Below are 20,267 nucleotides of genomic sequence, written 5' to 3'. Positions count from 1 at the left end.
TTTTGTGGGTCGTGGTAGCCAGTTCCTGTGTGGGGTGGGCTGCTGCGGCCCACTTTTTGTTACCCACAGGTAAACGGAATTAACTAAGCGTCGATCGGATCCTCGGTTTCCTCTTTTGGTGAATCCTCGTTGGCTCTCTGTGGCAGACTGTCTCTATGACTAATCAGACACCTAACTCCGATGTGGTTAACCTCGCTTCTTCTGAGGACGAGGCTCAAGACAACTTCACTCCCGTAACGACCGAAGAAGGTAAGCTACAACAGCTTATTGAATGGCTCGAAGAACACGTCTCGGCCTATTCCTACTTGAGCGAGGTTGTCCCCTTGGGTGCCTCTGAGGAAGACATTAAGAAGGCTCGTGCTTCAGTCAATGACCGCGGCGCTCGTATGCCAGACGCCATCATTCACGGTTCAATGATGGTCCTGGGGGCGGCCGTCAACCATTCCTCGCCATACCTTGCGTATGCCGACGGCAAAGTAGAGGTGACGGATACGACGGTGGGGGATAGTCCTAGCGTTCCGGTGCGGGTTTTTGTCCCACAGGATCCAACCGGGTCTGTGGTAGTTGCCGCACACGGCGGCGCTTTCTGGATGGGCGACGGCAGTCTGCGTGAGAATTCCTTCGGCCCAAATATGGCTGCCCTGGCAGCCCGATCGGGCGCAATTGTTGTGGACGTGGATTACCGGCTCGCACCAGAGAATAAGGTATCTGAGGCCGTCTATGACATTGCGCGGGTAGTCGCATCTGTCGCAGATGATTCGTTGCAGCTTCAAAAATTGGGTGCAATGCCCATCAGTGATCAGAACCCGTTAGTTCTTTATGGTGTCTCTTCAGGCGGCCACAACGTTGTTTCCGCGGTAGACCAGATTAGTCAAGACACTCCGGTTGCTCTGTTGCTCGTTGCCCCGGCTCTAGACCTGCGTGGTGCTCCTGCGGTGTGGTTGCAGGCATTCTTCGGCACCTCTGATGATTCGGCAAAGGAAGTGTCACCGGGATTGCATGAGCCGTCGCGAAGCATGCGTGTCCACGTTCAGGCGGCCTCCCGCGATACTGTTGTTCGGCCAGCTACCGAGTACCTGAAGAAGGTCGAGGAGGCAGGTGGAGACGCCACTCAGGCGGTATTCTTGGCGACTCACCAGATTGCGGTTCCAAAGGTTCAGCGAGAGCAGATTACGGACGCGGCGCGGTTCATTCTAGAGGCCACTCACACGGAACGTGAGCTGCCAGAGGACCCGGCAGGTGAATACGATAAGGAAGCGATTGACCGGCAGAACGAAGAGTCCTGGGGTAAGAGCTAGTCAACCCGTTTCAGTTCCTAATGGCGCTCTCGCCGTGCATGTGAGCACCGCGGAGGGGAGCGTTGCTAAGGGAAATCGGGGGCGGGTCTAGAACAGTTCAGTGCCAAAATGTCGGGGGCTAACAGCCCCCCCCCGGACTAGTTCAGCGGCAGGAGGTTGCGCTTCGTTGCGTGTACCTCTTCCACCCGGTCGATGTTGCGTTCGAGCACATTCCAATCGTTGACCGGAATATTGCGCTGGGCTTGGGCAATGACTGACTTGTCTGGAGTGGACCAGGCGAGCGGCACTGGGGTGATCTCGTCGTAGAACTCGGTGCGGCTCTTGTGTGTACCGGCAACAGCAACAGCTGGCACCTTCGCGCCCACGCGGCGGGGGACACCGGAAATCGTGGTGACAGTTCGTGTAGCCAGGGCCGGGACGGGCTCGCCATCGGAGGGGTTTTTACGCATGTCCACCAGGGTCATCAGCACCATGGTCCGCTCATCCACACGCGCAATCATGGCCGGAACCAGCGGGGATTCGTCGTAAAGCTCTTGCGGATCCTTAATTGCGCGTCGCACCTGGAAGGTAACGCCGACGTAGAGAGCCGCGAGGGCGAAAAGCACAACCGCGCTGCCGATAACAAACGGCGTGCGGTCGAAAACTATTAGAACCAGCACAGCGCCGACGAGCAGCAGAGCAGAGAAAATGCCGGAGGAGATGAGCAGTCGGCGGGCATCGCGGTAGTACTCGTTGTTGGCGTTGGTGTGCTCGCGGTTGACGGGGAAGTGAAAGTTCATGGCAGTCCTTTAGTTATCCAGTTTTCTAGGATTCCGAGCTAGCGGTGGAATCACCGGGCAGGGAGGGCCCGAGGTACTCATCAGCGTCGACGATTCGGTAGGCGTAGCCCTGTTCCGCCAGGAAACGCTGGCGGTGAGCTGCGTATTCGGTATCGAGCGTATCGCGAGTCACCACCGAGTAAAAGACGGCGCCACCACCATCGGACTTCGGGCGCAGGAGACGCCCCAGGCGCTGTGCCTCCTCCTGTCGGGAACCGAAGGTGCCGGAGATTTGCACGGCGACAGAGGCTTCGGGAAGGTCGATGGAAAAGTTCGCAACCTTGGAGACCACCAGCGTGTTGATCTCGCCGCGCCGGAACTTCCCAAAGAGCTCCTCGCGTTTGGCGTTGGACGTCTTTCCTTCGATGACGTCGACGCCGAGCTCTTCGCCGATCTCTTCGAGCTGATCCAGGTAGGCACCAATCACCAGAGCGGGTTCGCCCTCGTGTCGGGCAAGGATTTGCTTGACGACGGGAATCTTCGTCGGCGTCGTTGCGGCCAGACGATACCTGTCGGAGGCCTCAGCCGTGGCGTAGAGCATGCGCTCGGACTCGGTTGGGGTCACGCGGACCTCAACGCAGTCAGCCGGTGCGATCCAGCCCTGGGCTTCGATGTCCTTCCACGGGGCGTCGTAGCGCTTCGGGCCAATCAGGCTGAAGACATCGCCCTCGCGGCCATCTTCGCGCACCAGGGTAGCGGTGAGCCCCAGTCGACGGCGCGACTGCAGATCCGCGCTCATTCGGAACACAGGAGCGGGCAGGAGGTGGACCTCGTCATAGATGATGAGGCCCCAGTCGCGGGAATCGAATAACTCGAGTGCGCGGTATTCTCCCTTAGTCTTGCGCGTGACCACTTGGTAGGTCGCAATGGTGACGGGGCGAATTTCCTTCTTTTCGCCGGAGTACTCGCCGATTTCGCCCTCGGTCAGCGAGGTGCGTCGCAGCAGCTCGTCGCGCCATTGCCTGCCGGCGACGGTGTTGGTGACCAGAATCAACGTGGTGCGCTGCGCGTCTACCATGGCCGCTGCACCGACGATTGTCTTGCCTGCGCCACAGGGCAGCACCACGACGCCGGAGCCACCTTCGCGGAAGGAATCGGCCGCCATGCGTTGGTAGTCGCGCAGTTCCCAGGTGTCGTGGCCTCCGGTGCCCTGATCCTGCCAAGCGATGGCGTGTGCCTCACCATCGATGTAGCCGGCGGTGTCATTGGCCGGCCAACCGACCTTCAGCAGCTCCTGTTTGATTCGGCCTCGCTCGGAGGGGTGCACGGTCCAGGTGTCGGCGTCGATTTGCTCGCCGAGCATCGGACGAATCTTTTTGTGCTTGGTCACCTCGGCCAGTACCGCAGGGTCGTGTGAAACCAGAATAAGGCCGTGAGCTGGATGCTTGGTCAGGCTCAGGCGACCGTAGCGGTCCATGGTCTCCGCGACGTCGATAAGCAGCGGCTGTGGGACGGGGAACTTGGAGAAGCGCTCGAGGACATCGACCACCTGCTCCGCGTCGTGACCGGCGGCGCGGGCATTCCACAGCGCCAGCGGGGTGATGCGGTAGGTGTGCACATGTTCAGGAGCACGTTCGAGCTCCGCGAACGGTGCCAGCGCCGCGCGTGCCGCATCCGCCTCCGGGTTATCGACCTCCAGCAGCACCGTCTTATCCGATTGGACGATCAGCGGACCCGTACCGAAACCCATTATTCCCTCGCCTCGCAGACATTCGACCAAAAATAAGCTAAAGGTCAATTCTGCCACGATTACGCAGAAGATGCGGCACGGGCTCGAATTATCCCGAACCGCCACATTCGCTTCTGCATCGCTTTACGACGGTCCGCGCGCCCGCCGCCTAGTCGACAGGATGTACTTCGGTAATGCGATGCAGCAGGAAGCGCAGCACTTGACTGGTGGCCGGGTCGATAGCATCGACCTGCCCACCGGAGACGGTGACTGGGCGCACGCGCTTGCGGCCGGGTTTGCCGTTGCGGTCAACGTAGCTCAAATACAGGTCGTCGCCATGGCGAGCCGCGCGCTGCAGAAGCTTGAACGCTTCGGTGCCGGAGGCGTAGTCGCTCGTGCCACCGGTGCTAGCGCTGGCACCGGCAGCCGTGCCCGTACCTGTCGCCGAATCCGCAGCCGAGCCAGAGACCCCAGCAGTGTTGCCACTGGCTGCAGTGCCACTGGAACTACCAGCGTGCTCAGCAGCACGGTTGCCATCGGCAATAGCCGTCAACGCCTGGCTGATGCGTTCCGGTTCGGGCATCGTTGTACGCGCAGTAGGCACCGGAGCTGGCGCCTCAATGCGGCAGGGAGCGCGACCGAGATCCAGCACCAAACCCTCTGCATCTTCGGCGATGATGGAAAAGCCCGCATTTCTAGCGGTCTCAATCACCTGGGCAAGCGGGGCCTGGCTAATTAGCACCGTTTCGGCAATCTTCCGCAACGCCAGGCTTTGCCCAGCCTGGTGACTCTGGAATGAGGCCAGCAGGGCCGGATCGTCACAGCGGATAAACGAAGCTGCGGGGCCACCGCGGAGACGACCGTGGCGGCGGGCGACGTCGTCAAGCAAATAGGTAATGGACTGCGGCACCTCGCCGACGGCGTAGCGCGAAAGAAACTCCGAGATATCGGCGGCATTGATGCCGGCGTCGAGGGCATCGCGAAGGCTGTCTTCGGTCACGCGGTAGACGCTGGCGAGGCCGGGAGATTCCAGCTGCGCAATCGAACTGAGCATGCGTTCCATCTCCGGGGATGCGGGGCCCGGTACGACGATGGTGTTGTCCGCCTGAACCATCAGGTACGAGGCGTTCGGTGGCAAGAGGTTGTTACAGGCGGCACGCAGATCGTCGAAGGCCTCGGCGGTGCCGGATTCGATGAGTGCGACCATGGCTTTGCCAACCTCGCTAAGGCCGACGGAAATCGTTTCCACGCCCGGGTCCCGCACGACGATGCCGAGGGCGACCAGCTCGTCGACCACGCCACTGAGCGTCTCGTCCGTGCACCTCGCGTTGGTAATCGGGTAGTAGTAGGCGGCGCATTCACGCAGGTCAGTCAGAGCAACGATGTCGTTGTCGCTTGCCGACGACGCCACCTGCGCACAGCAGGCCAGCACCATTTCCCGGATTGACGGTACCCCGGAGAGCCGAGCTTGTGGGGAGAGTAGAGCAATGCGCTTGCCTTCCTCATTGAGCTGGTCGACCCGCCAGGGAGCTGCGTCGCTAGTGCGAGTGCCGACCGTCAAACTCACCCACCGGTCAACCAGATCGGCGTCGAGGAAGCCGTCGGCTGCCAGCGTGGGGGCGAAATAGTCACCACCGGTGTCATGCAGTGGCAGCGGATGCGGAGTGCCGACATGAACCAGCCCCGCTGCACTGAGGTTAGCCACGCCGCGAGCCAACTCCGAGATGTCGACGCCGAGCTCCTCGATGAGACTGCGGGTTTCCCGCACTCCAATGACACCGTTTTTCAATGTCGGCGCGGGGTCGGTTCCCAGCAAGTCCAGCAGGTCAGTCGCCTGTCGCAAAGTTTCCCAGGCAGTGGCGGCAGCACGGTCGTTACCGCTGGCAATCACGTGGGTAGCGGGGGTTTCGGGGCGCAGGGGGACGTCGTCGTCGGCAAGCCCGACTCCACGCATAAGCGCGCGAACGGTGGCGGGCAGGCGGACGGTGCCCTCGTCGATGCGTTCGAGCAGGCCGGCGTTGATGAGCGCTGGGACCGGCAGCGAAGGGTCGGCATCCGGATGAGCGTCCTTTGTAACGCCGAGACCTCCGGAGTTGGCGAGGGTGTCCAGAAGCCGCTGCTGTCTGTCTGTAACCTCGGTGAGTGCCGTGCGTAGCTGACTGCGGCTTGGGCCATCGGGATTGGGCAGAAGATACCAGCCAGGTGGCAACGAGGTGGCGACCTCATCGCTGAGGCAGAAGTAGTCCTGCCAGGGCAGAGGCTTCTTGCGGGTGGACTTGCCGGTGAAGGTGCCGCGGGGGCCGGGGCCGTTGCCCCAGATGAGGCCGTATTCGCGCAGGGTATCGAGGCTTGTCCGAATATGCGTGGCCGTGGGCCGTTGATTGGCGGGAACCTCTGCTCGAGAGAGTAAGTCGAGAATGTAGTCGATGAGGGCGTCCGCAGTGACGGGTTCGGCGTCGGCACCGAGGTCAGCGGCAGCCTCAATGCAGGCGAGCTCCAGTGCGGGCAGTCTGGTCAGCGCGCGGGAGACAGAAGCGCGGAGCTGGAGCCTTGCCGCTAGGACCTGGGAAGACTTCGGCGGTGGCGACAGCGCATCGGGGCGATTGCTGAGGATAGTGCCCACAAATTGGTCTGGTTGACCTGCCAGCCAGTCGGAAAAGAGTGCAAAGGGGGTGGTGCTAGTCATGACAATCCCCACTTTAGTGAGATTTAAGGAGGGGAGAAGGTGACTGGGGAGAAAATTTTTGGGATAATCTCAGCATGGCTAACGTTGCAAAGAAATCCTATGTCGATCCCGGCTGGCCGAAGGACCTCGAGCCTGGTCAGCACGCTGTTACTGAACTGATTGCTCACCACGCTGGTGCAGATTCGCCTTTCGGCGACATTGAGTTCCCGGTTGATCCGGAGACTCTGGGTTACGTGCACCCGACCACGGTGATTAACAAGTAATCTTTTAGATTCTTAACAGAGCTACTTCTGCTGGAGGCCCGCAGCCGTGACTGCTAGTTCAGTCATGGCTGCGGGTTTTCACATCAGTGGCCTCGGGGCGGGGGCTTGAGTAGGGGCGCTTGAAGTGGGGGGCTTGAAGTGGGCGGGGGGCTTATTCAAGCCCGTTTCCGGTTAATCCACCGGAATGGCCCCATGGATGCGGGCTGCAAATGTGAAACTGTGTGGGTTTATGACACTATCAAGCCATTTTTTGAGTCATTTTTGTCATAAACGCAGTCACTAACTCGCGTTGGTACGCCGTTGCCAGCCATAAACGCAGACAGTAATTCACGCAGTCACTAACTCGCGTTGGGTCGGCACCGCCAATCTGCGGAAGGCAAAAAGTAGCCCCGAGGGGATTACCCTCGGGGCTACTGTGATGAGCTGGCTAGCTCGAAAGTCTTAAATCAGACCCTGCAGCTTCGACAGGTCGAACGGAATGGCTGCGACCAGTTCCTGCGGGAGCTCAACTTCGCCGGTCAGTGCACGGAACTCAGCGATGAGTGCCTGAGCGTCGGACAGGCTGTCGACGTTGGACAGGCGGTCAGCGAACTGCTGAACCAGGTCAGTCTTGGAGTCGGAAGCAGCAGCTGCCGGAGCGGCCTGTGCGCGAACAGGAGCGGAGCCCTGGCTCGGGTGCGGACGATCGGTCGGGCCGGAGGAGAGACCCAGGCTTGCGGAGCAAGCCGGCCATGCGCCCCAACCCTGCTGAGCCAGGACCTTCTCAGCAACGTAAATCTGCTGCTCGCGGGAAGCCTGATCAGCGGTCGAAGCGAACTCGTTACCACCGAAAGCGTTCCAGGTGCTTGCGGAGAACTGCAGGCCGCCGTAGTAGCCGTTTCCGGTGTTGATGTGCCAGTTGCCACCGGACTCACACTGTGCCAGGCGGTCCCAGTCGGAGTCCGGAGCTGCAGAAGCGGTCGGTGCGAAGATAGCGGCACCGGCACCGAGGATTGCGCCGGTCAGTGCAACCTTTGCCGAAGTGGAAGCGAAGGTGTTGGTCTTAGCTGCGTGGCGAGCCATATGAAAATTTCCTTTTCGTCGATTTTCTTTGTGGCGCCAGTGGGGCTAATGCAACCCCATCTCACTCTTATGGAAAGTTCTTCACGTTATTGATAACGGGCCGATGTCATCGCACTGGAGTGAGATGAAGGCGATCTATGCGACTTCGTCCGTTAAACGCGTCGATTGCACACCGTAGCGGTTGATAACGAAATAGTCACGCGAATCGCCGGATTCTTAATTTTGAGCGCAGGTGGGAAATATGCATAAAAGTAGGTGAAACTGCAGGTAAGAGACGTGACTGTTATTGGTGATGTGTAAGTTAAAACTTCAAAATGTGATAAAGCTCACGTTATCGTCTTGTTATTTTTCCTGTTTTGGCGCGTCTCCGGTACTTGAAAAGAGGCCATAAGAGATAGTCATAAAGAACCAACGCTGGCAGTTAGTTGCCGTCTCGGTGCGTCAATCCGCGAGAGTGCTCGCTTCACACAGATCCGTCTTCCCTTTATGTCCCCATCTATGGGTATAATTGAGTTCTTTAGGTAATCGGAGGTGACGTGCACATGCACGCCGCTACCGCTGCCGCCACTTCGCACTAGTAAGCAGTAATAAATAATGTGTTCCCGGTTGGAGTGCGTCCTGTTTTGGTCGCACCTTAATTAAAGGAACACCATTAAGACAGCACCCGGCCTGGCATATCCTCGCGGTCCTGTCTGGCCAAGCTCGCCCCGAGCGAGCCTCTAACTCTGGCCATTTGTGCGTGCGAGGACGGTGGCAAATGCGGAAGAATTGCATCTCCGATCCGAAGACCCCGAAGGGCAGTCACCGCTGCACAAGGGGAACGAGGTTGAGTGCCCCCAGTCACAGGGCACGGGAAGGTTAGGTGGAAAGTGCCCATCGGTAAGGTCAGGTGGTACGACAAGGATCGCGGTTTTGGCTTCGTTTCGAATCCGGACGGTGAAGATGTCTACATCGGCAGGAACGTGCTGCCGAAAGGCGTGGAAGAACTCGTAACTGGTCAGCGCCTGGAGTACGACTACGCTGACGGCCGCCCAGGCCCGCAGGCTCTCCGGATCAAGGTGCTCGACGAGGGACCGCGCGGTGCCCGTCACCGCCGTGGCGGGGCAGGTGGGGGCGCAGGAGCCCGTCGTCAAGCAAAGAAGCACAGCCCCAGCGATCTCAACGGCATGATTTCGGACATGATTTCCATGCTGGAGTCGACGGTGCAGCGTGACCTGCGCGCCGGGCGTTACCCGGAGCGTAAGGACGGCCACCAGATGGCTGAAGTCCTGCGTGCGGTCGCGCGCGAGCTGGACTCGTAAGTCGGTAGAAGATGTGAAAAACGCCCGCTCACGAAGGTGGATAACCTCAGTGAGCGGGCGTTTTGCTGTGCTTTACGACTGTTCGTTGACGATCGACCAAGTAATACCGTAGGTGGTCTCTTCACCCTCGGAGTTCTTTCCGATGAGCGCGGTGGAAACCTCCACGACCCCGAGTGGGGTGCGTTTGCCGGCAACAGCTGCGGAGCCGGCGATGGTCTCGGTCGTGGCTTCGCCCGGATCCTTGCGAGAGGTGGAGTTGACCGCATCGTCGGAGAAGAAACGCTGCAGAGTCCAAGAGTTAGAGCCAACAGTGGAGCCGACGTTAACCTCAGCTGTCTCCTGCTCGCCCAGGGAGATCTTGGCGGCGTTGGCCTCAGTCGTGGTGCAGGCATTCTTCTCAAAGAGGTCGCAGACACGGTAGGGAAGAACCTCTGTGGTTTCGCCGTCCTGAATGACCTCGATGGACAGCGCGTGCGGGTCGTCGATTGCCTGGTTGGTCCACTTATTGACGGCAAGGACAATGCCGGTGACGACAAGACCCACCACGACAATAGCGCCGACAACCATGAACGCCTTACTATTCTGTTGCCAGCGGCGCCTACTCGATCCCATCAACTCTCACTTCCCGACATTCGTAACGGAATTGAAGCTACGTTCAGTCACACTAGCCGTTCTCGGGCTAGATACTGCTATTCACTCACGGTAACACGGTAGGCCGTGGGCCATTTCTTCCCTGTGAGCAGGAACTGGCGGGGGCCATTGGGGGAGGTAGAGGAAGAATCCGGCAATAGAGCAATGCCGTTGAGCACATCAATACTGTTTTGCTCTGCCGGGGAGAGCTGCGCGTACAAGTCGCGGAAGAGCTCGGTGGCATCGACGATGCCTGTGACCTTTCCGTCTTCCGGGTTGATGCGGTAGATGAATGGACTCTGCCAGACGTTGGCCCAAATCTCGCGGTGCGATTGCGGGGAGTTTGGTCCGTCCGCGTTGCTCTGGTTGTTTGAATCGCTCGTGTCCGCTGGTGCTTCGTCCGGAGCTGCGTCCGGGGCTATGTCGGTGTCGACAGTGACGCACTCGAGTTCGTTGAGCCACGTTGTCTCTGTACCTGCTGCAGTGACGGGCAGTTGACGCTGGGAAGAGAGGTCATCGGGGGCGCGGAAAGTGAGGGCGCCACTGCCGTCGGAGGTCACGATGGTGTCCTCGAAGGAGCACGCGCCCCAGCCTTCGGTGTCGAAGGGAACCTCGCGACGCTGCTTGAGAGTAGCCGCGTCGCGTTCAATGGCGCGTCCTTCCTTCCACGTCAGCTGCCACACGGTATCTCCATGACGGGTAATCCCCTCGCCGAAGAGTTCAGGCTGTAAATCTTCCACGTTGGTCGGCTCGGCTGCAGAGTTGTCGAGCCACTGCGGTAATCGGTAAATCTGGGACTCGCCGTAGAGGCCGGTGCCCATCAACAAAGAGCCATCGGGTTCGAACTCAAGGCCCTGGACAAAAGGCGCAGCGACGTTCTTCTCCGTGGGAAGTGGTGGAGCCGAGACAGGATAGGACTGCTCGATGGCCAGTTTCAGTGTCGGAACGTCACCGAGCCCCGGCACCTTATCGGCACCGACCAGTTCGGAGGGATTAACCGATGCTGAAGTCGACCTTGGGGCGGTGCCGGAGTTCGAGCCGGCACTAGCTCTACTAGTAGTGGCCTCGCCTGAGTGATTGCCACCTGAACCAGTTTCAGCCGCACAACCGGCCAATAGGGCGGCAGTTGCCACGGAGAGGATGGCAGCTCGGGCCGTCGTAAAGCGTGATGAGTGGAAGGGGCGGGCGAGTTTTGCGTCGCCCGACGGGAATCTGTCCATAGCTTCACTCTAGGATAGGAAACGTGACTGAAAATCGACGACGTTCCCGAAACAGCCGCCGACGGGGGAAGGTGATGAATCACCAGGCGGTCGACACTGCCCGTACCGCGATTGAAGAGCTCGGGGAGGGGCCTGCCGGCGCGCACACCGGTGTAAGTGTCGTAGGCGAGGGCGTTGCGGTGCATCGTTTTGCGGCTGACCTGCCCGGATACAGGGGCTGGGAGTGGCATGTGGTGGTCGCGTGCGCGCCGGGTACTCAACAGGCGACGGTCAGTGAAGTAGCTCTTGTTCCTGGCGAAACCGCGCTGCAGGCGCCTGAATGGGTGCCCTACGAGGAGCGGCTGCGCCCCGGTGACCTCGGTCCGCGCGATCTGTTGCCGGCTGCAGTGGGAGATGAGCGACTCGACGGCGATGACTTGCAGACCCGCACCTTGTCGGCGCGTGGTGTGGAAGATACCGAGCAGCGTTGGGAAGAGGGCGATACCGGCCCCGAGAGTGACTTTGCTCGGGAAGCATTGCACCGCTGCCGAACTTGCGCCTTTATGGTTCCGTTGACCGGGCCGCTCGGTAAGAACTGGGGTGTGTGCGTCAACGAATGGACATTCGATGCCACGGCCGTAAGCTTTGACCACGGCTGCGGTGCTCACTCAGCCATCCCGGAAGTAACGGGGCAGGGCGCTCCGGTGGCGGAACCCTACCAGGATTCGCACCTGTAGCTTTCCACCTAGGCAAACGCGATGACGAAGACGGTGCAGTTTCGACACCGCTGTGGTCCCAGAGACTGCACTGTGACGGCTTTCGGCACAAAAATTCCGCTCTGACACGGATAAACACGTGACACGGATAGTAAAGAGACTCTAGAGAGGCATAAAAAATGGACAAAGGTACGTCCACCTCTGCAACATCCTCAGATGAGGCGAAGGACTCCAAGCCTGCACGGAAGGGGAGCCATCTTTCGGCAGTGGACCGCTATTTTCACATCACGGAGCGCGGTTCGACAACCGTAACCGAGATTCGCGGTGGCGTAGTGACCTTCTTCGCGATGGCCTACATCATTCTGCTCAACCCGCTGATCCTCGGCAATATCGAGGATGTCAACGGCAATAGCCTGGGGATACCACAGGTCGCTGCTGTCACCGCGCTCGCCGCGGGTGTCATGACCATTACTTTTGGTCTCTTTGCCAAGTACCCCTTCGGCATTGCGACGGGCCTGGGCATCAACACCCTGGTTGCCGTGACATTCGTTGCTAACGAGGGGCTGGCCTGGGAAGAAGCGATGGGCCTGGTCGTGCTGGACGGGGTGATTATCGTGCTGCTGGCGCTGACCGGATTCCGCACAGCTGTCTTCCACGCGATTCCGTCCGATATGAAGGCCGCGATGAGTGTGGGTATCGGCCTATTCATTGCCATGATTGGTCTGGTCGACGGTGGCCTGGTTCGCCGTATTCCCGATGCCGCTGACACGACTGTTCCGGTGCAGCTCGGCATCAATGGTCAGATTGCCTCGTGGCCGACCGCCGTGTTCGTCCTCGGACTGATTATCTGCGGCATCATGGTTGTCCGCAATATTCCAGGTGGCCTGTTCATCGGCATCGTGCTGAATACCATCATTGCGCTCGCAGTCGAGGCCTTGACGGATGCGGGCCCCTCCTTCGCTGATGGCAAGCCAGTGCCGACCGGTTGGAATCTCGCGGTACCGACTCTGCCGGACCGCGTAGGCGGCATGCCGGACTTGTCCCTCGTTGGAGCTGTGGATCTTTTCGGATCCTTTGCCCGCGTCGGTGCCCTCAGCGCCACCATGCTGTTGTTTACCTTGGTCCTGGCGAACTTCTTCGATGCCATGGGCACGATGACTGGTCTGGGCAAGCAGGCCGCACTTGTCGATGAAGACGGTGTGCTGCCGGACATGAAGCGCGCACTGGTTGTCGAAGGCACCGGTGCCATTGTCGGTGGTGCAGTCAGCTCCTCGTCGAACACCGTCTTTGTGGACTCCGCAGCGGGCATCGCCGATGGTGCACGCACTGGCCTTGCCAACATTGTCACCGGCATCCTCTTTCTGGCAGCGATGTTTTTCACCCCGCTCTATGAAATCGTGCCCATCGAGGCTGCCGCGCCAGTGCTGGTCATCGTCGGTGCCATGATGATCGGGCAGATTACCGAGATTGATTTCACCCGTTTCGACATCGCACTGCCGGCATTTTTGACTATTGTCGCCATGCCGTTTACCTACTCGATTGCAAATGGTATCGGCATCGGTTTCATCACCTTTGCTGCGATGGCTATCTTCTCGGGTCGTGCCAAGTCCGTACATCCGCTGATGTGGATTGTCTCCGGCCTGTTCATCATCTACTTCGCAGCCGATCCGTTCACCGCTCTGCTGGGCGGCTAAAGAGTTTCCATGAGTACCACCACATCCCTCGAACGCTTTGCGCCCATCGTCGTCGACGATCCCGCCGACAGCCGTCTCGATGACATCCGCAACCTCAACAAGTCCGATTCCCGCCCCGATTTGCCCGGTGGGAAGGGGCTGGTCATCGCCGAAGGCACGCTCATTGTGCCGCGGTTAGTGCGCTCACGCTTTCCGCTCCGCGCAGTCTTTGGTACTCGCCAGAAGCTCGCATCGCTTGCCGACGGACTGACCGCGAGCGAGGCCGCTATTGCGGAAACGGTGCCCTGGTTTGAACTCGACCGCGAGGTTCTGGCCGCAGCGGCCGGATTTGATCTTCACCGCGGCCTTCTGGCCACCGCTGACCGCGCGCCGGAGCTATCGGTGGACCAAGTTCTGAGCGGAGCCACCACCTTGGCCGTGATGGAGGGCGTCGGCGACCACGAGAACATCGGAGCCCTGTTCCGTAACGCGGCGGGCATGGGCGTGGATGGGGTCGTCTTCGGCGCGGCCTGCGCCGATCCGCTGTATCGCCGCAGCGTGCGCGTTTCCATGGGGCATGTGCTGACAGTCCCATTTGCGACTCTGCCCGGTACTACGACCACCTGGCAGCGAAGCTTGGACCAGCTCAAAGAGCAGGACTTCCGCGTGGTGTCGATGACCCCTGCGGGCACGGTGGACCTGTGGGATGCCATGGACACGGACAAGGTCGCGATTCTCGTTGGCGCTGAGGGGCAGGGGCTTACCGAGCACGCGATGGCAGCCACCGATGTGCGTGCTCGCATTCCCATGTCACCGGGAACTGACAGCCTGAATGTGGCTACCTCCGCAGCGATCGCGTTCTACGAGCGACTGCGCGTTCAGTCACAGCGCGCCGGACGGTAGAAACTATTTCCCGAACTTGCCTCGCGCCCGCCGCCAGGTGCGGCCAGCGAAGTTCTTGGCCTTAGCCCCAAAGCGACTGAGCTCCTCCAGAAAGTCTCGGTTCGGCTCTGCGTTGTGAACTTCGTAGTCGTCGTAGGCGCGGTCAAGCTCTGCGCCAGACTCGGACGAACCCGGCTCACCCATTAGCCCGCGTGGACTACGAGACGTCGAATACGAAGCTCCGGGAGCCGCACGACGGCCATCCACCGCAAAACCACTAACAGGGATATCGGTAGCGGGCGAATGCGGGTCGAATCCGAGCCAGTCGGTGATGACGGCGTCGGCAAGCTCTGCCGGAACGAACGGCAAACCGACCCCCTCGCGTGGACGTGAACCCGTATCTTCGAAAGCGTCGGGCAGCGGGCGGTGCTTGCCCGCCCAGAAACTGCCCTCTGCGGGGCAGGGAAGACCGATGTCTTCCAGTGTGCGGTAGCGAGTAGCGGAGAAAGCGCGCTTGAGCTCACCATCGTGCCAATGCGCAAAGGCACCGAAGCCCGTGGATTTATTCGACACACTCGCGTAGACGTCCGTGGCGGCAATCTCCTGCCGTAGACGAGGCGACAGCTTGGACAGCTGCGAGACATCATCGAGAACCGTCTGCAGTACGGCAACGCCCTCAAAGCCACCGATGTAGTATTCACCGTCACCGGTTTCCGCCGAGCGGTTGAGCGGGAAATCACCAATCGGTGTTACCGGCAGCGTTGAGTCATAGAGAGCTAGGAAACGACGCCCGAAACCGCGGTCGTGCTGAACACCTGTCTCCAGGGTCGCAGCAGGGTCATTGGTGCTGATAAACCAAATCGTGACTACACCGCGGCGAATCGCGGAGAATTCGAAATCAGAAGCGTTGCCACTGGTCATGGAGCTCATTGTCGAGGGAAACTCCTACTTCTTCGGGCCGTTCGGACGTACGCCGAGAAGCACATCCTCCCAAGACGGCATGACAGTCTTCTTCTTGCGCTTCGGCTGCTCCGCGTCCGGGTGCTGCAAGAACTCCGCCTCGTCAATATCGTCGTCGGCGGCATCGCTTTGCGACGGAACATCCTGCTCCCCGTGGCCTCGCTGCGGCTCCGCCGAAGACTGCCATGCGGCTGGCATCTCAGAGGTATCCGCGGTATCAGCAGCTCGATTGGCCTGCGGAGCCAAGTCTCGGTTGCGGCGGGCAAAGTCGGGGTCAATCAGCTCTGCTGCCAGCTCATTGCGAGCAATGGTGAGCGCGGAAAGTCCCTCCGCCTGGTAACTCCACTCGGCCACGTTGGTGGTATGGCCGACATTCCAAGTAACCGTCACAATCCACTGTCCACTCGGGTCGCGGTAGGCGTCCCACGAGGCATCGGCGAGTTCCTGGCCACGGGCGGCAAAAGCGGTGGCGAGAATCTCCCACAGGGACAACTTGGCCGGGCCATCAATGCGACGTGGCTTCGACTGCTTGCCGAGCTCCGCAATACGTGCACGCTCTGCAAGCACCGGGTAGGCGAAGGACTCAATCTTGCGCGGCTGCATGCCGCTGTACTCAATGAGCTCCTCCACCGTCTGACCGCTGCGAATGCGGTCCTGAATTTCGCGCGGCGACAAAACTACGCGAGGCTCTTCCAGAACAGGCTTCGGCGCCGTTGGAGTCTTCTTCGGTGCCCCGCCTGCCGTAGCGGAGTTGCCGGCCGCCTCGCTGCCTTCGGCCGAGTCGCCGCTTGAGGTGGTGGCTTCCGCTGTGCTGTCACTAGTGGAACTTCCGTCGGTGGAACCGCTCTCTGCGGTAGCACTCTCCCCAGAGCTACCGCTGGCAGTGGCGGTGGCGGCGCTGGATCCGTCGGCAAGCGATGCGGAATCAGCTGCAGCAGGGGAACCGGCGGCATCGGCGAGCTCGAAGTGCTCGACCAGGAAAGTGCGCAGGTTCTCGTCGAGAGGCAGCGTGAAGCGAAGTCCCTCCTGCCGTTCCTGCTCGGTGATATCGGCGGGAACGAGAATCAGTGAATCGGTCACATCGCCGTCCAGAACGGGCTTCAGCTCCCTCATGCGAGAACCTCCTTGTTGGTCGACGTTATAAGTAATGCTCACTAATCATGGTAAACGACAAAACTCCCGCGTCACGGACAAATGGGGCAATGCCCTTGCGCGTGGCGCGGGAGTTAAGCGGCTGAGGCCGGTATTTGACTGTTACTTTGCAGCGTAGCCGTTGTCCAGAACCCAGTCGATAGCGCCAGTCAGACGACGGATGTCCTCCGGGTCGATGGCCGGGAACATACCGATGCGCAGCTGGTTGCGGCCCAGCTTGCGGTACGGCTCGATGTCGAGGATGCCGTTGGCGCGCAGAACCTTGGCAATCTGTGCGGCGTCGATGTTGTCCTCGAAGTCGATGGTGCCGACGACCAGCGAGCGCTTTGCAGCATCGGTGACGAACGGAGTTGCCTCCGCGCGGTTCTCAGCCCAGTTGTAGAGGTGGGAGGAGGACTCGGTGGTGCGGGCAACCATGCCGTCGAGGCCGCCGTTGGCGTTCATCCACTTGACCTGATCAGCCAGCATCAGCAAAGTGCCGACGGCCGGGGTGTTGTAGGTCTGGTTCTTGCGGGAGTTATCAACGGCAGTCTGCAGGTTCAGGAAAGCCGGGATGAAGCGGTCGGAAGAATTGATCTTCTCAATACGCTCGATGGCAGCCGGGGACATTGCAGCCAACCAGATGCCGCCGTCAGAAGCGAAGCACTTCTGCGGGGAGAAGTAGTAGACGTCAGCCTGGGACATGTCGACCGGGAGGCCGCCGGCACCGGAGGTGGCATCGATAGCCACGAGCTGGCCCTCGGAGCCTGCCGGGCGGGTGACCGGAACCATGGTGCCGGTGGAGGTCTCGTTGTGAGCCCAACCAATAAGGTCAACGCCCTCTTCGCCAGCGACAACCTCAGGTGCGGAACCCGGCTCTGCTTCGATGATCTGCGGAGCGTCGAGCCACGGAGCCATCTTGGAGGCCTTGGCAAACTTGGAGGAGAACTCACCGTAAGTCAGGTGAGCGGACTTCTTCTCGATGAGCCCAAAGGTGGCAGCATCCCAGAAAGCGGTTGCGCCGCCGAGGGACAGGACAATCTCGTAGCCGTCCGGAAGCTGGAAGAGCTCAGCCAGACCCTCGCGAACCTCACCAACAACGTTCTTCACTGCCGGCTGACGGTGGGAGGTACCCATGATAGAGGTACCGCCGTCAACGATTGCCTGAATCTGTGCCGGGCGAACCTTCGACGGACCGCAACCAAAGCGGCCGTCGCCGGGCTGGAACTCTTCAGGGAGGACTGGGAATTGATCGCTCATATGAGGCGCAACCTTTCAAAGTGCATTCAAAGTGAAGCTTGATATACAGCCGTTGTCTTCAAACTCTAGCGGTAATCGGGGGTACTTATAGCAAAAGGGTGGGGTTCAATTGCCCCCGCTTCCGTACTTTGCATAACAAAACAGGGTGGATTGGCGTATTTGCAAAGTTTGCGAAGAATTTTTTCCAGTTTTGTTGGTGCTGAAAACTTGGCGGTGTGGGGCCTCGGGCGGGCGGCGAGGGGTGAATTATTGTGGATTTAGTCGATGTGTTTTCGGGCGTCGGCTCAATGACTTTTGAACTTTTAAAGACATTGGCTGTTGAATGGGCTCCTGACCTCCTGATTAGTAAATGAGCAGTGACAACGTAATAAACCCGTTTTTTCCATTTGCATTTCGGGGTGAAGAAGGGTCAAGATTGGGTAAGCCCAGGCTGCCCGAATGGGGTAGAGGGTGTTGCACTGCTCACACTCTTTGATATTGTGTGTTCTAATCCACTGTAGGTGTCGGTTCTTTATGGTTACGACACGGTCGATGTGAACTAAGCAAACTTTTTTCACTGGGCAAGATGCAATGGAACGCAAATGTCGCGCATAATTGAATCATTGAAAACAATGCGACCCCGAAGGGGTGGCGTGGAGTTGGGAGGCAGCATGCTGTTTTCCGCTGTGCCTGCTTCCCCCGCACTCTGGAGTCGTTAAGAAGAATTTTTCTGTGAAAGGGAAGTTGTGGCTACTAAAGACGGCAAGGCTGTACTCCACTACCCGGGCGGCGAGTTCGAGATGGACATCGTCAAGGCAACCGAGGGTAACGACGGTATCGCACTGGGCAAGATGCTCCAGGAAACTGGACTGACCACCTTCGACCCGGGCTACACCGCCACCGGTTCTACCGAGTCCAAGATCACTTACATCGACGGCGGTAACGGCATCCTGCGCTACCGCGGTTACCCGATTGAGCAGCTGGCTGAGAAGGCTACCTTCAACGAGGTTTCCTACCTGCTGATTCACGGCCACCTTCCGTCTGAGGAAGAGCTTGCGCAGTTCAACCACGACATTCGTCACCACACCCTGCTGGACGAGGACTTCCGTCGCGCATTCAGCATCTTCCCGCGTGGCGCACACCCGATGCAGACCCTGGCTTCCTCGGTCAACATTCTGGCTTCCTACTACCAGGACGAGCTGGATCCGCTGAACGAAGAGCAGCGCAACCTGGCTGCGGTTCGCCTGATGGCTAAGGTCCCGATGCTGGCTGCATACGCTTACCGCGCATCCAAGGGTGAGCCGTACATGTACCCGGACAACAACCTGAACGCTCGCGAGAACTTCCTGCGCATGATGTTCGGTTACCCGACCGCTGACTACGAGGTTGATCCGGTAGTGGTTGACGCTCTGGACAAGCTGCTCATCCTGCACGCTGACCACGAGCAGAACTGCTCCACCTCCACCGTCCGCATGGTCGCTTCCTCTGGCGCTTCCATGTTCGTCTCCATCGCTGCTGGTATCAACGCTCTGTCTGGCCCGCTGCACGGTGGCGCTAACCAGGCTGTTCTGGAGATGCTCGAGGACATCCAGCAGAACCACGGTGGCGACGCAACCGAGTTCATGAACCGCGTGAAGAACAAGGAGCCGGGCGTCCGCCTGATGGGCTTCGGTCACCGCGTCTACAAGTCCTACGACCCGCGTGCAGCTATCGCTAAGAAGACCGCTCACGAGGTGCTCCAGCACCTCGGCGGCGACGAGCTGCTGGATCTGGCTATGAAGCTGGAAGAGATTGCACTGGCTGATGACTACTTCGTCTCCCGCAAGCTCTACCCGAACGTTGACTTCTACACCGGTCTGATTTACCGCGCCATGGGCTTCCCGACGGACTTCTTCACCGTCCTGTTCGCCATCGGCCGCCTCCCGGGCTGGATCGCTCAGTTCAACGAGCAGGTCACTGACCCGGCATCGAAGATCAACCGCCCTCGCCAGATTTACACCGGCGAGACCGAGCGTGACTTCGTTCCGCGCGACCAGCGCTAAGGTTTCTAGCGATTACTGCGTAGGGGGTTCCTCGCAGGTAACTCAGCATAGAAAAGTCCAGCGTTGAAAAGGCGAAAAGGCGCGTACTAGCCTTCGAAAGGTTGGTACGCGCCTTTTATTTTTCCTAGAATTCTAAGAAACCCCATTTAAGTTGGGTCCATTTACGTTGGGCTGAATACCAACTGTGAAAAAGCCAACTGTGATAGGAGATTGTCTTGTCCAAGCCAGAACTCACTGCTAAGTCCGGTCCGGCTCCGACGGAACTCGTCATCAACGACCTCACTGTCGGTGACGGCAAGGAGGCCACCCCGGGTGCTCGTGTCGAGGTCCACTACGTGGGTGTTGACTACGAAACCGGTGAAGAGTTCGACTCTTCCTGGAACCGTGGCCAGTCCATCGAGTTCCCGCTGAACGGCCTGATTGCCGGTTGGCAGGAAGGCATTCCGGGCATGAAGGTCGGCGGTCGTCGCGAGCTGATTTGCCCTCCGGAGAAAGCTTACGGCCCGGCTGGTGCAGGACACTTCCTGTCTGGTAAGACCCTGGTCTTCGTCATCGACCTGTTGGACGTTAAGTAAAAGTCCGCATGCTAGCTCTGTTGGTCGGCTGAGCTTCGCTTCGCGGTTCCTGCCCATCCCTCCGTCGGCGGTTTGCAGGATTTCCGGCGAAGAAAGTGACTGCGTTTATGACACTTCAGGCGT

17 protein-coding genes are annotated in these 20,267 nt (G+C 59.6%); 8 read left to right on the top strand and 9 right to left on the bottom strand.

Translation table 11 applies throughout. The features are described from left to right. Positions 1-155 precede the first annotated feature (155 nt). Positions 156-1,298, top strand: coding sequence for an alpha/beta hydrolase (locus CRD20_RS03240; RefSeq protein WP_069359667.1), 1,143 nt, complete (start codon positions 156-158; stop codon positions 1,296-1,298). 137 nt (positions 1,299-1,435) lie between these two features. Here the strand turns inward: CRD20_RS03240 and CRD20_RS03235 are convergent, their stop codons facing one another. From CRD20_RS03235 to CRD20_RS03225, 3 genes are all read right to left on the bottom strand, one after another. Beyond that, positions 1,436-2,077 carry a DUF3239 domain-containing protein gene (locus CRD20_RS03235; RefSeq protein ID WP_070602758.1) on the bottom strand — a complete coding sequence of 214 codons (642 nt, stop codon included), beginning with the start codon at positions 2,075-2,077 and terminating at the stop codon, positions 1,436-1,438. 25 nt (positions 2,078-2,102) lie between these two features. Then, positions 2,103-3,806: a DNA repair helicase XPB gene (locus CRD20_RS03230; RefSeq protein WP_070429506.1), complete on the bottom strand. Its 1,704-nt coding sequence runs from the start codon at positions 3,804-3,806 to the stop codon at positions 2,103-2,105. A gap of 148 nt (positions 3,807-3,954) precedes the next feature. Continuing rightward, complete coding sequence (locus CRD20_RS03225; RefSeq protein WP_049189655.1) at positions 3,955-6,471, bottom strand: helicase-associated domain-containing protein; 2,517 nt, start codon at positions 6,469-6,471, stop codon at positions 3,955-3,957. Positions 6,472-6,545: 74 nt separating this feature from the next. On the opposite strand from CRD20_RS03225, the gene CRD20_RS03220 reads away from it, so the two are divergent. Next, positions 6,546-6,734 carry a hypothetical protein gene (locus tag CRD20_RS03220; RefSeq protein ID WP_016423317.1) on the top strand — a complete coding sequence of 63 codons (189 nt, stop codon included), beginning with the start codon at positions 6,546-6,548 and terminating at the stop codon, positions 6,732-6,734. Between the two features lie 441 nt (positions 6,735-7,175). Here CRD20_RS03220 and CRD20_RS03215 read toward each other — a convergent pair whose 3' ends face one another. After that, the gene (locus CRD20_RS03215) at positions 7,176-7,796 is read right to left on the bottom strand and encodes a transglycosylase family protein (RefSeq protein ID WP_016423316.1); all 621 of its coding nucleotides are present in this window, start codon (positions 7,794-7,796) and stop codon (positions 7,176-7,178) included. Between the two features lie 869 nt (positions 7,797-8,665). Between CRD20_RS03215 and CRD20_RS03210 the strand changes: the two genes are divergently transcribed. Next, complete coding sequence (locus tag CRD20_RS03210; protein ID WP_070545904.1) at positions 8,666-9,097, top strand: cold-shock protein; 432 nt, start codon at positions 8,666-8,668, stop codon at positions 9,095-9,097. A gap of 72 nt (positions 9,098-9,169) precedes the next feature. Here CRD20_RS03210 and CRD20_RS03205 read toward each other — a convergent pair whose 3' ends face one another. Together CRD20_RS03205 and CRD20_RS03200 are read right to left on the bottom strand one after the other, a co-directional pair. Beyond that, positions 9,170-9,664, bottom strand: a complete 495-nt coding sequence (locus CRD20_RS03205; protein ID WP_049193037.1) for a DUF2771 family protein — start codon at positions 9,662-9,664, stop codon at positions 9,170-9,172. A gap of 122 nt (positions 9,665-9,786) precedes the next feature. Beyond that, positions 9,787-10,947 carry a glutaminyl-peptide cyclotransferase gene (locus CRD20_RS03200; RefSeq protein WP_187404819.1) on the bottom strand — a complete coding sequence of 387 codons (1,161 nt, stop codon included), beginning with the start codon at positions 10,945-10,947 and terminating at the stop codon, positions 9,787-9,789. A 23-nt stretch (positions 10,948-10,970) separates the two neighbouring features. On the opposite strand from CRD20_RS03200, the gene CRD20_RS03195 reads away from it, so the two are divergent. The 3 genes from CRD20_RS03195 (at position 10,971) to CRD20_RS03185 (ending at position 14,218) form a co-directional block, all read left to right on the top strand. Continuing rightward, positions 10,971-11,663, top strand: a complete 693-nt coding sequence (locus tag CRD20_RS03195; protein WP_224433761.1) for a DUF3027 domain-containing protein — start codon at positions 10,971-10,973, stop codon at positions 11,661-11,663. Positions 11,664-11,821: 158 nt separating this feature from the next. Next, positions 11,822-13,336, top strand: a complete 1,515-nt coding sequence (locus CRD20_RS03190) for an NCS2 family permease (protein WP_187404818.1) — start codon at positions 11,822-11,824, stop codon at positions 13,334-13,336. 9 nt (positions 13,337-13,345) lie between these two features. Continuing rightward, on the top strand, positions 13,346-14,218 hold the full coding sequence (locus tag CRD20_RS03185; protein ID WP_187404817.1) for an RNA methyltransferase: 873 nt from the start codon (positions 13,346-13,348) through the stop codon (positions 14,216-14,218). 3 nt (positions 14,219-14,221) lie between these two features. Here CRD20_RS03185 and CRD20_RS03180 read toward each other — a convergent pair whose 3' ends face one another. From CRD20_RS03180 to serC, 3 genes are all read right to left on the bottom strand, one after another. After that, positions 14,222-15,118: a hypothetical protein gene (locus CRD20_RS03180; RefSeq protein ID WP_246816351.1), complete on the bottom strand. Its 897-nt coding sequence runs from the start codon at positions 15,116-15,118 to the stop codon at positions 14,222-14,224. Positions 15,119-15,142: 24 nt separating this feature from the next. After that, positions 15,143-16,270, bottom strand: a complete 1,128-nt coding sequence (gene sepH / locus CRD20_RS03175) for a septation protein SepH (RefSeq protein ID WP_187404816.1) — start codon at positions 16,268-16,270, stop codon at positions 15,143-15,145. Positions 16,271-16,411: 141 nt separating this feature from the next. Continuing rightward, positions 16,412-17,548 (bottom strand): phosphoserine transaminase, encoded by a 1,137-nt coding sequence (gene serC / locus CRD20_RS03170; RefSeq protein WP_016423308.1) that lies wholly within the window; start codon positions 17,546-17,548, stop codon positions 16,412-16,414. A gap of 725 nt (positions 17,549-18,273) precedes the next feature. On the opposite strand from serC, the gene CRD20_RS03165 reads away from it, so the two are divergent. Then, positions 18,274-19,569, top strand: coding sequence for a citrate synthase (locus CRD20_RS03165; RefSeq protein ID WP_016423307.1), 1,296 nt, complete (start codon positions 18,274-18,276; stop codon positions 19,567-19,569). 215 nt (positions 19,570-19,784) lie between these two features. Next, a complete protein-coding gene (locus tag CRD20_RS03160) occupies positions 19,785-20,144 on the top strand; it encodes an FKBP-type peptidyl-prolyl cis-trans isomerase (RefSeq protein WP_005511805.1) in 360 nt (119 codons plus the stop codon). Positions 20,145-20,267 lie beyond the last annotated feature (123 nt).

The sequence above is a fragment of the Corynebacterium sp. LK33 genome (assembly GCF_014334955.1).
Classification (GTDB): Bacteria; Actinomycetota; Actinomycetes; order Mycobacteriales; family Mycobacteriaceae; genus Corynebacterium; species Corynebacterium jeikeium_D.
This window is presented reverse-complemented; position numbering and strand designations above follow the sequence as displayed.

Coding starts and splice junctions, on each gene's coding strand:
- CRD20_RS03240 (WP_069359667.1), top strand. CDS start 156: ATGACTAATCAGACACCTAACTCCGATGTGGTTAACCTCGCTTCTTCT.
- CRD20_RS03235 (WP_070602758.1), bottom strand. CDS start 2,077: ATGAACTTTCACTTCCCCGTCAACCGCGAGCACACCAACGCCAACAAC.
- CRD20_RS03230 (WP_070429506.1), bottom strand. CDS start 3,806: ATGGGTTTCGGTACGGGTCCGCTGATCGTCCAATCGGATAAGACGGTG.
- CRD20_RS03225 (WP_049189655.1), bottom strand. CDS start 6,471: ATGACTAGCACCACCCCCTTTGCACTCTTTTCCGACTGGCTGGCAGGT.
- CRD20_RS03220 (WP_016423317.1), top strand. CDS start 6,546: ATGGCTAACGTTGCAAAGAAATCCTATGTCGATCCCGGCTGGCCGAAG.
- CRD20_RS03215 (WP_016423316.1), bottom strand. CDS start 7,796: ATGGCTCGCCACGCAGCTAAGACCAACACCTTCGCTTCCACTTCGGCA.
- CRD20_RS03205 (WP_049193037.1), bottom strand. CDS start 9,664: ATGGTTGTCGGCGCTATTGTCGTGGTGGGTCTTGTCGTCACCGGCATT.
- CRD20_RS03200 (WP_187404819.1), bottom strand. CDS start 10,947: ATGGACAGATTCCCGTCGGGCGACGCAAAACTCGCCCGCCCCTTCCAC.
- CRD20_RS03190 (WP_187404818.1), top strand. CDS start 11,822: ATGGACAAAGGTACGTCCACCTCTGCAACATCCTCAGATGAGGCGAAG.
- CRD20_RS03185 (WP_187404817.1), top strand. CDS start 13,346: ATGAGTACCACCACATCCCTCGAACGCTTTGCGCCCATCGTCGTCGAC.
- CRD20_RS03180 (WP_246816351.1), bottom strand. CDS start 15,118: ATGACCAGTGGCAACGCTTCTGATTTCGAATTCTCCGCGATTCGCCGC.
- sepH (WP_187404816.1), bottom strand. CDS start 16,270: ATGAGGGAGCTGAAGCCCGTTCTGGACGGCGATGTGACCGATTCACTG.
- serC (WP_016423308.1), bottom strand. CDS start 17,548: ATGAGCGATCAATTCCCAGTCCTCCCTGAAGAGTTCCAGCCCGGCGAC.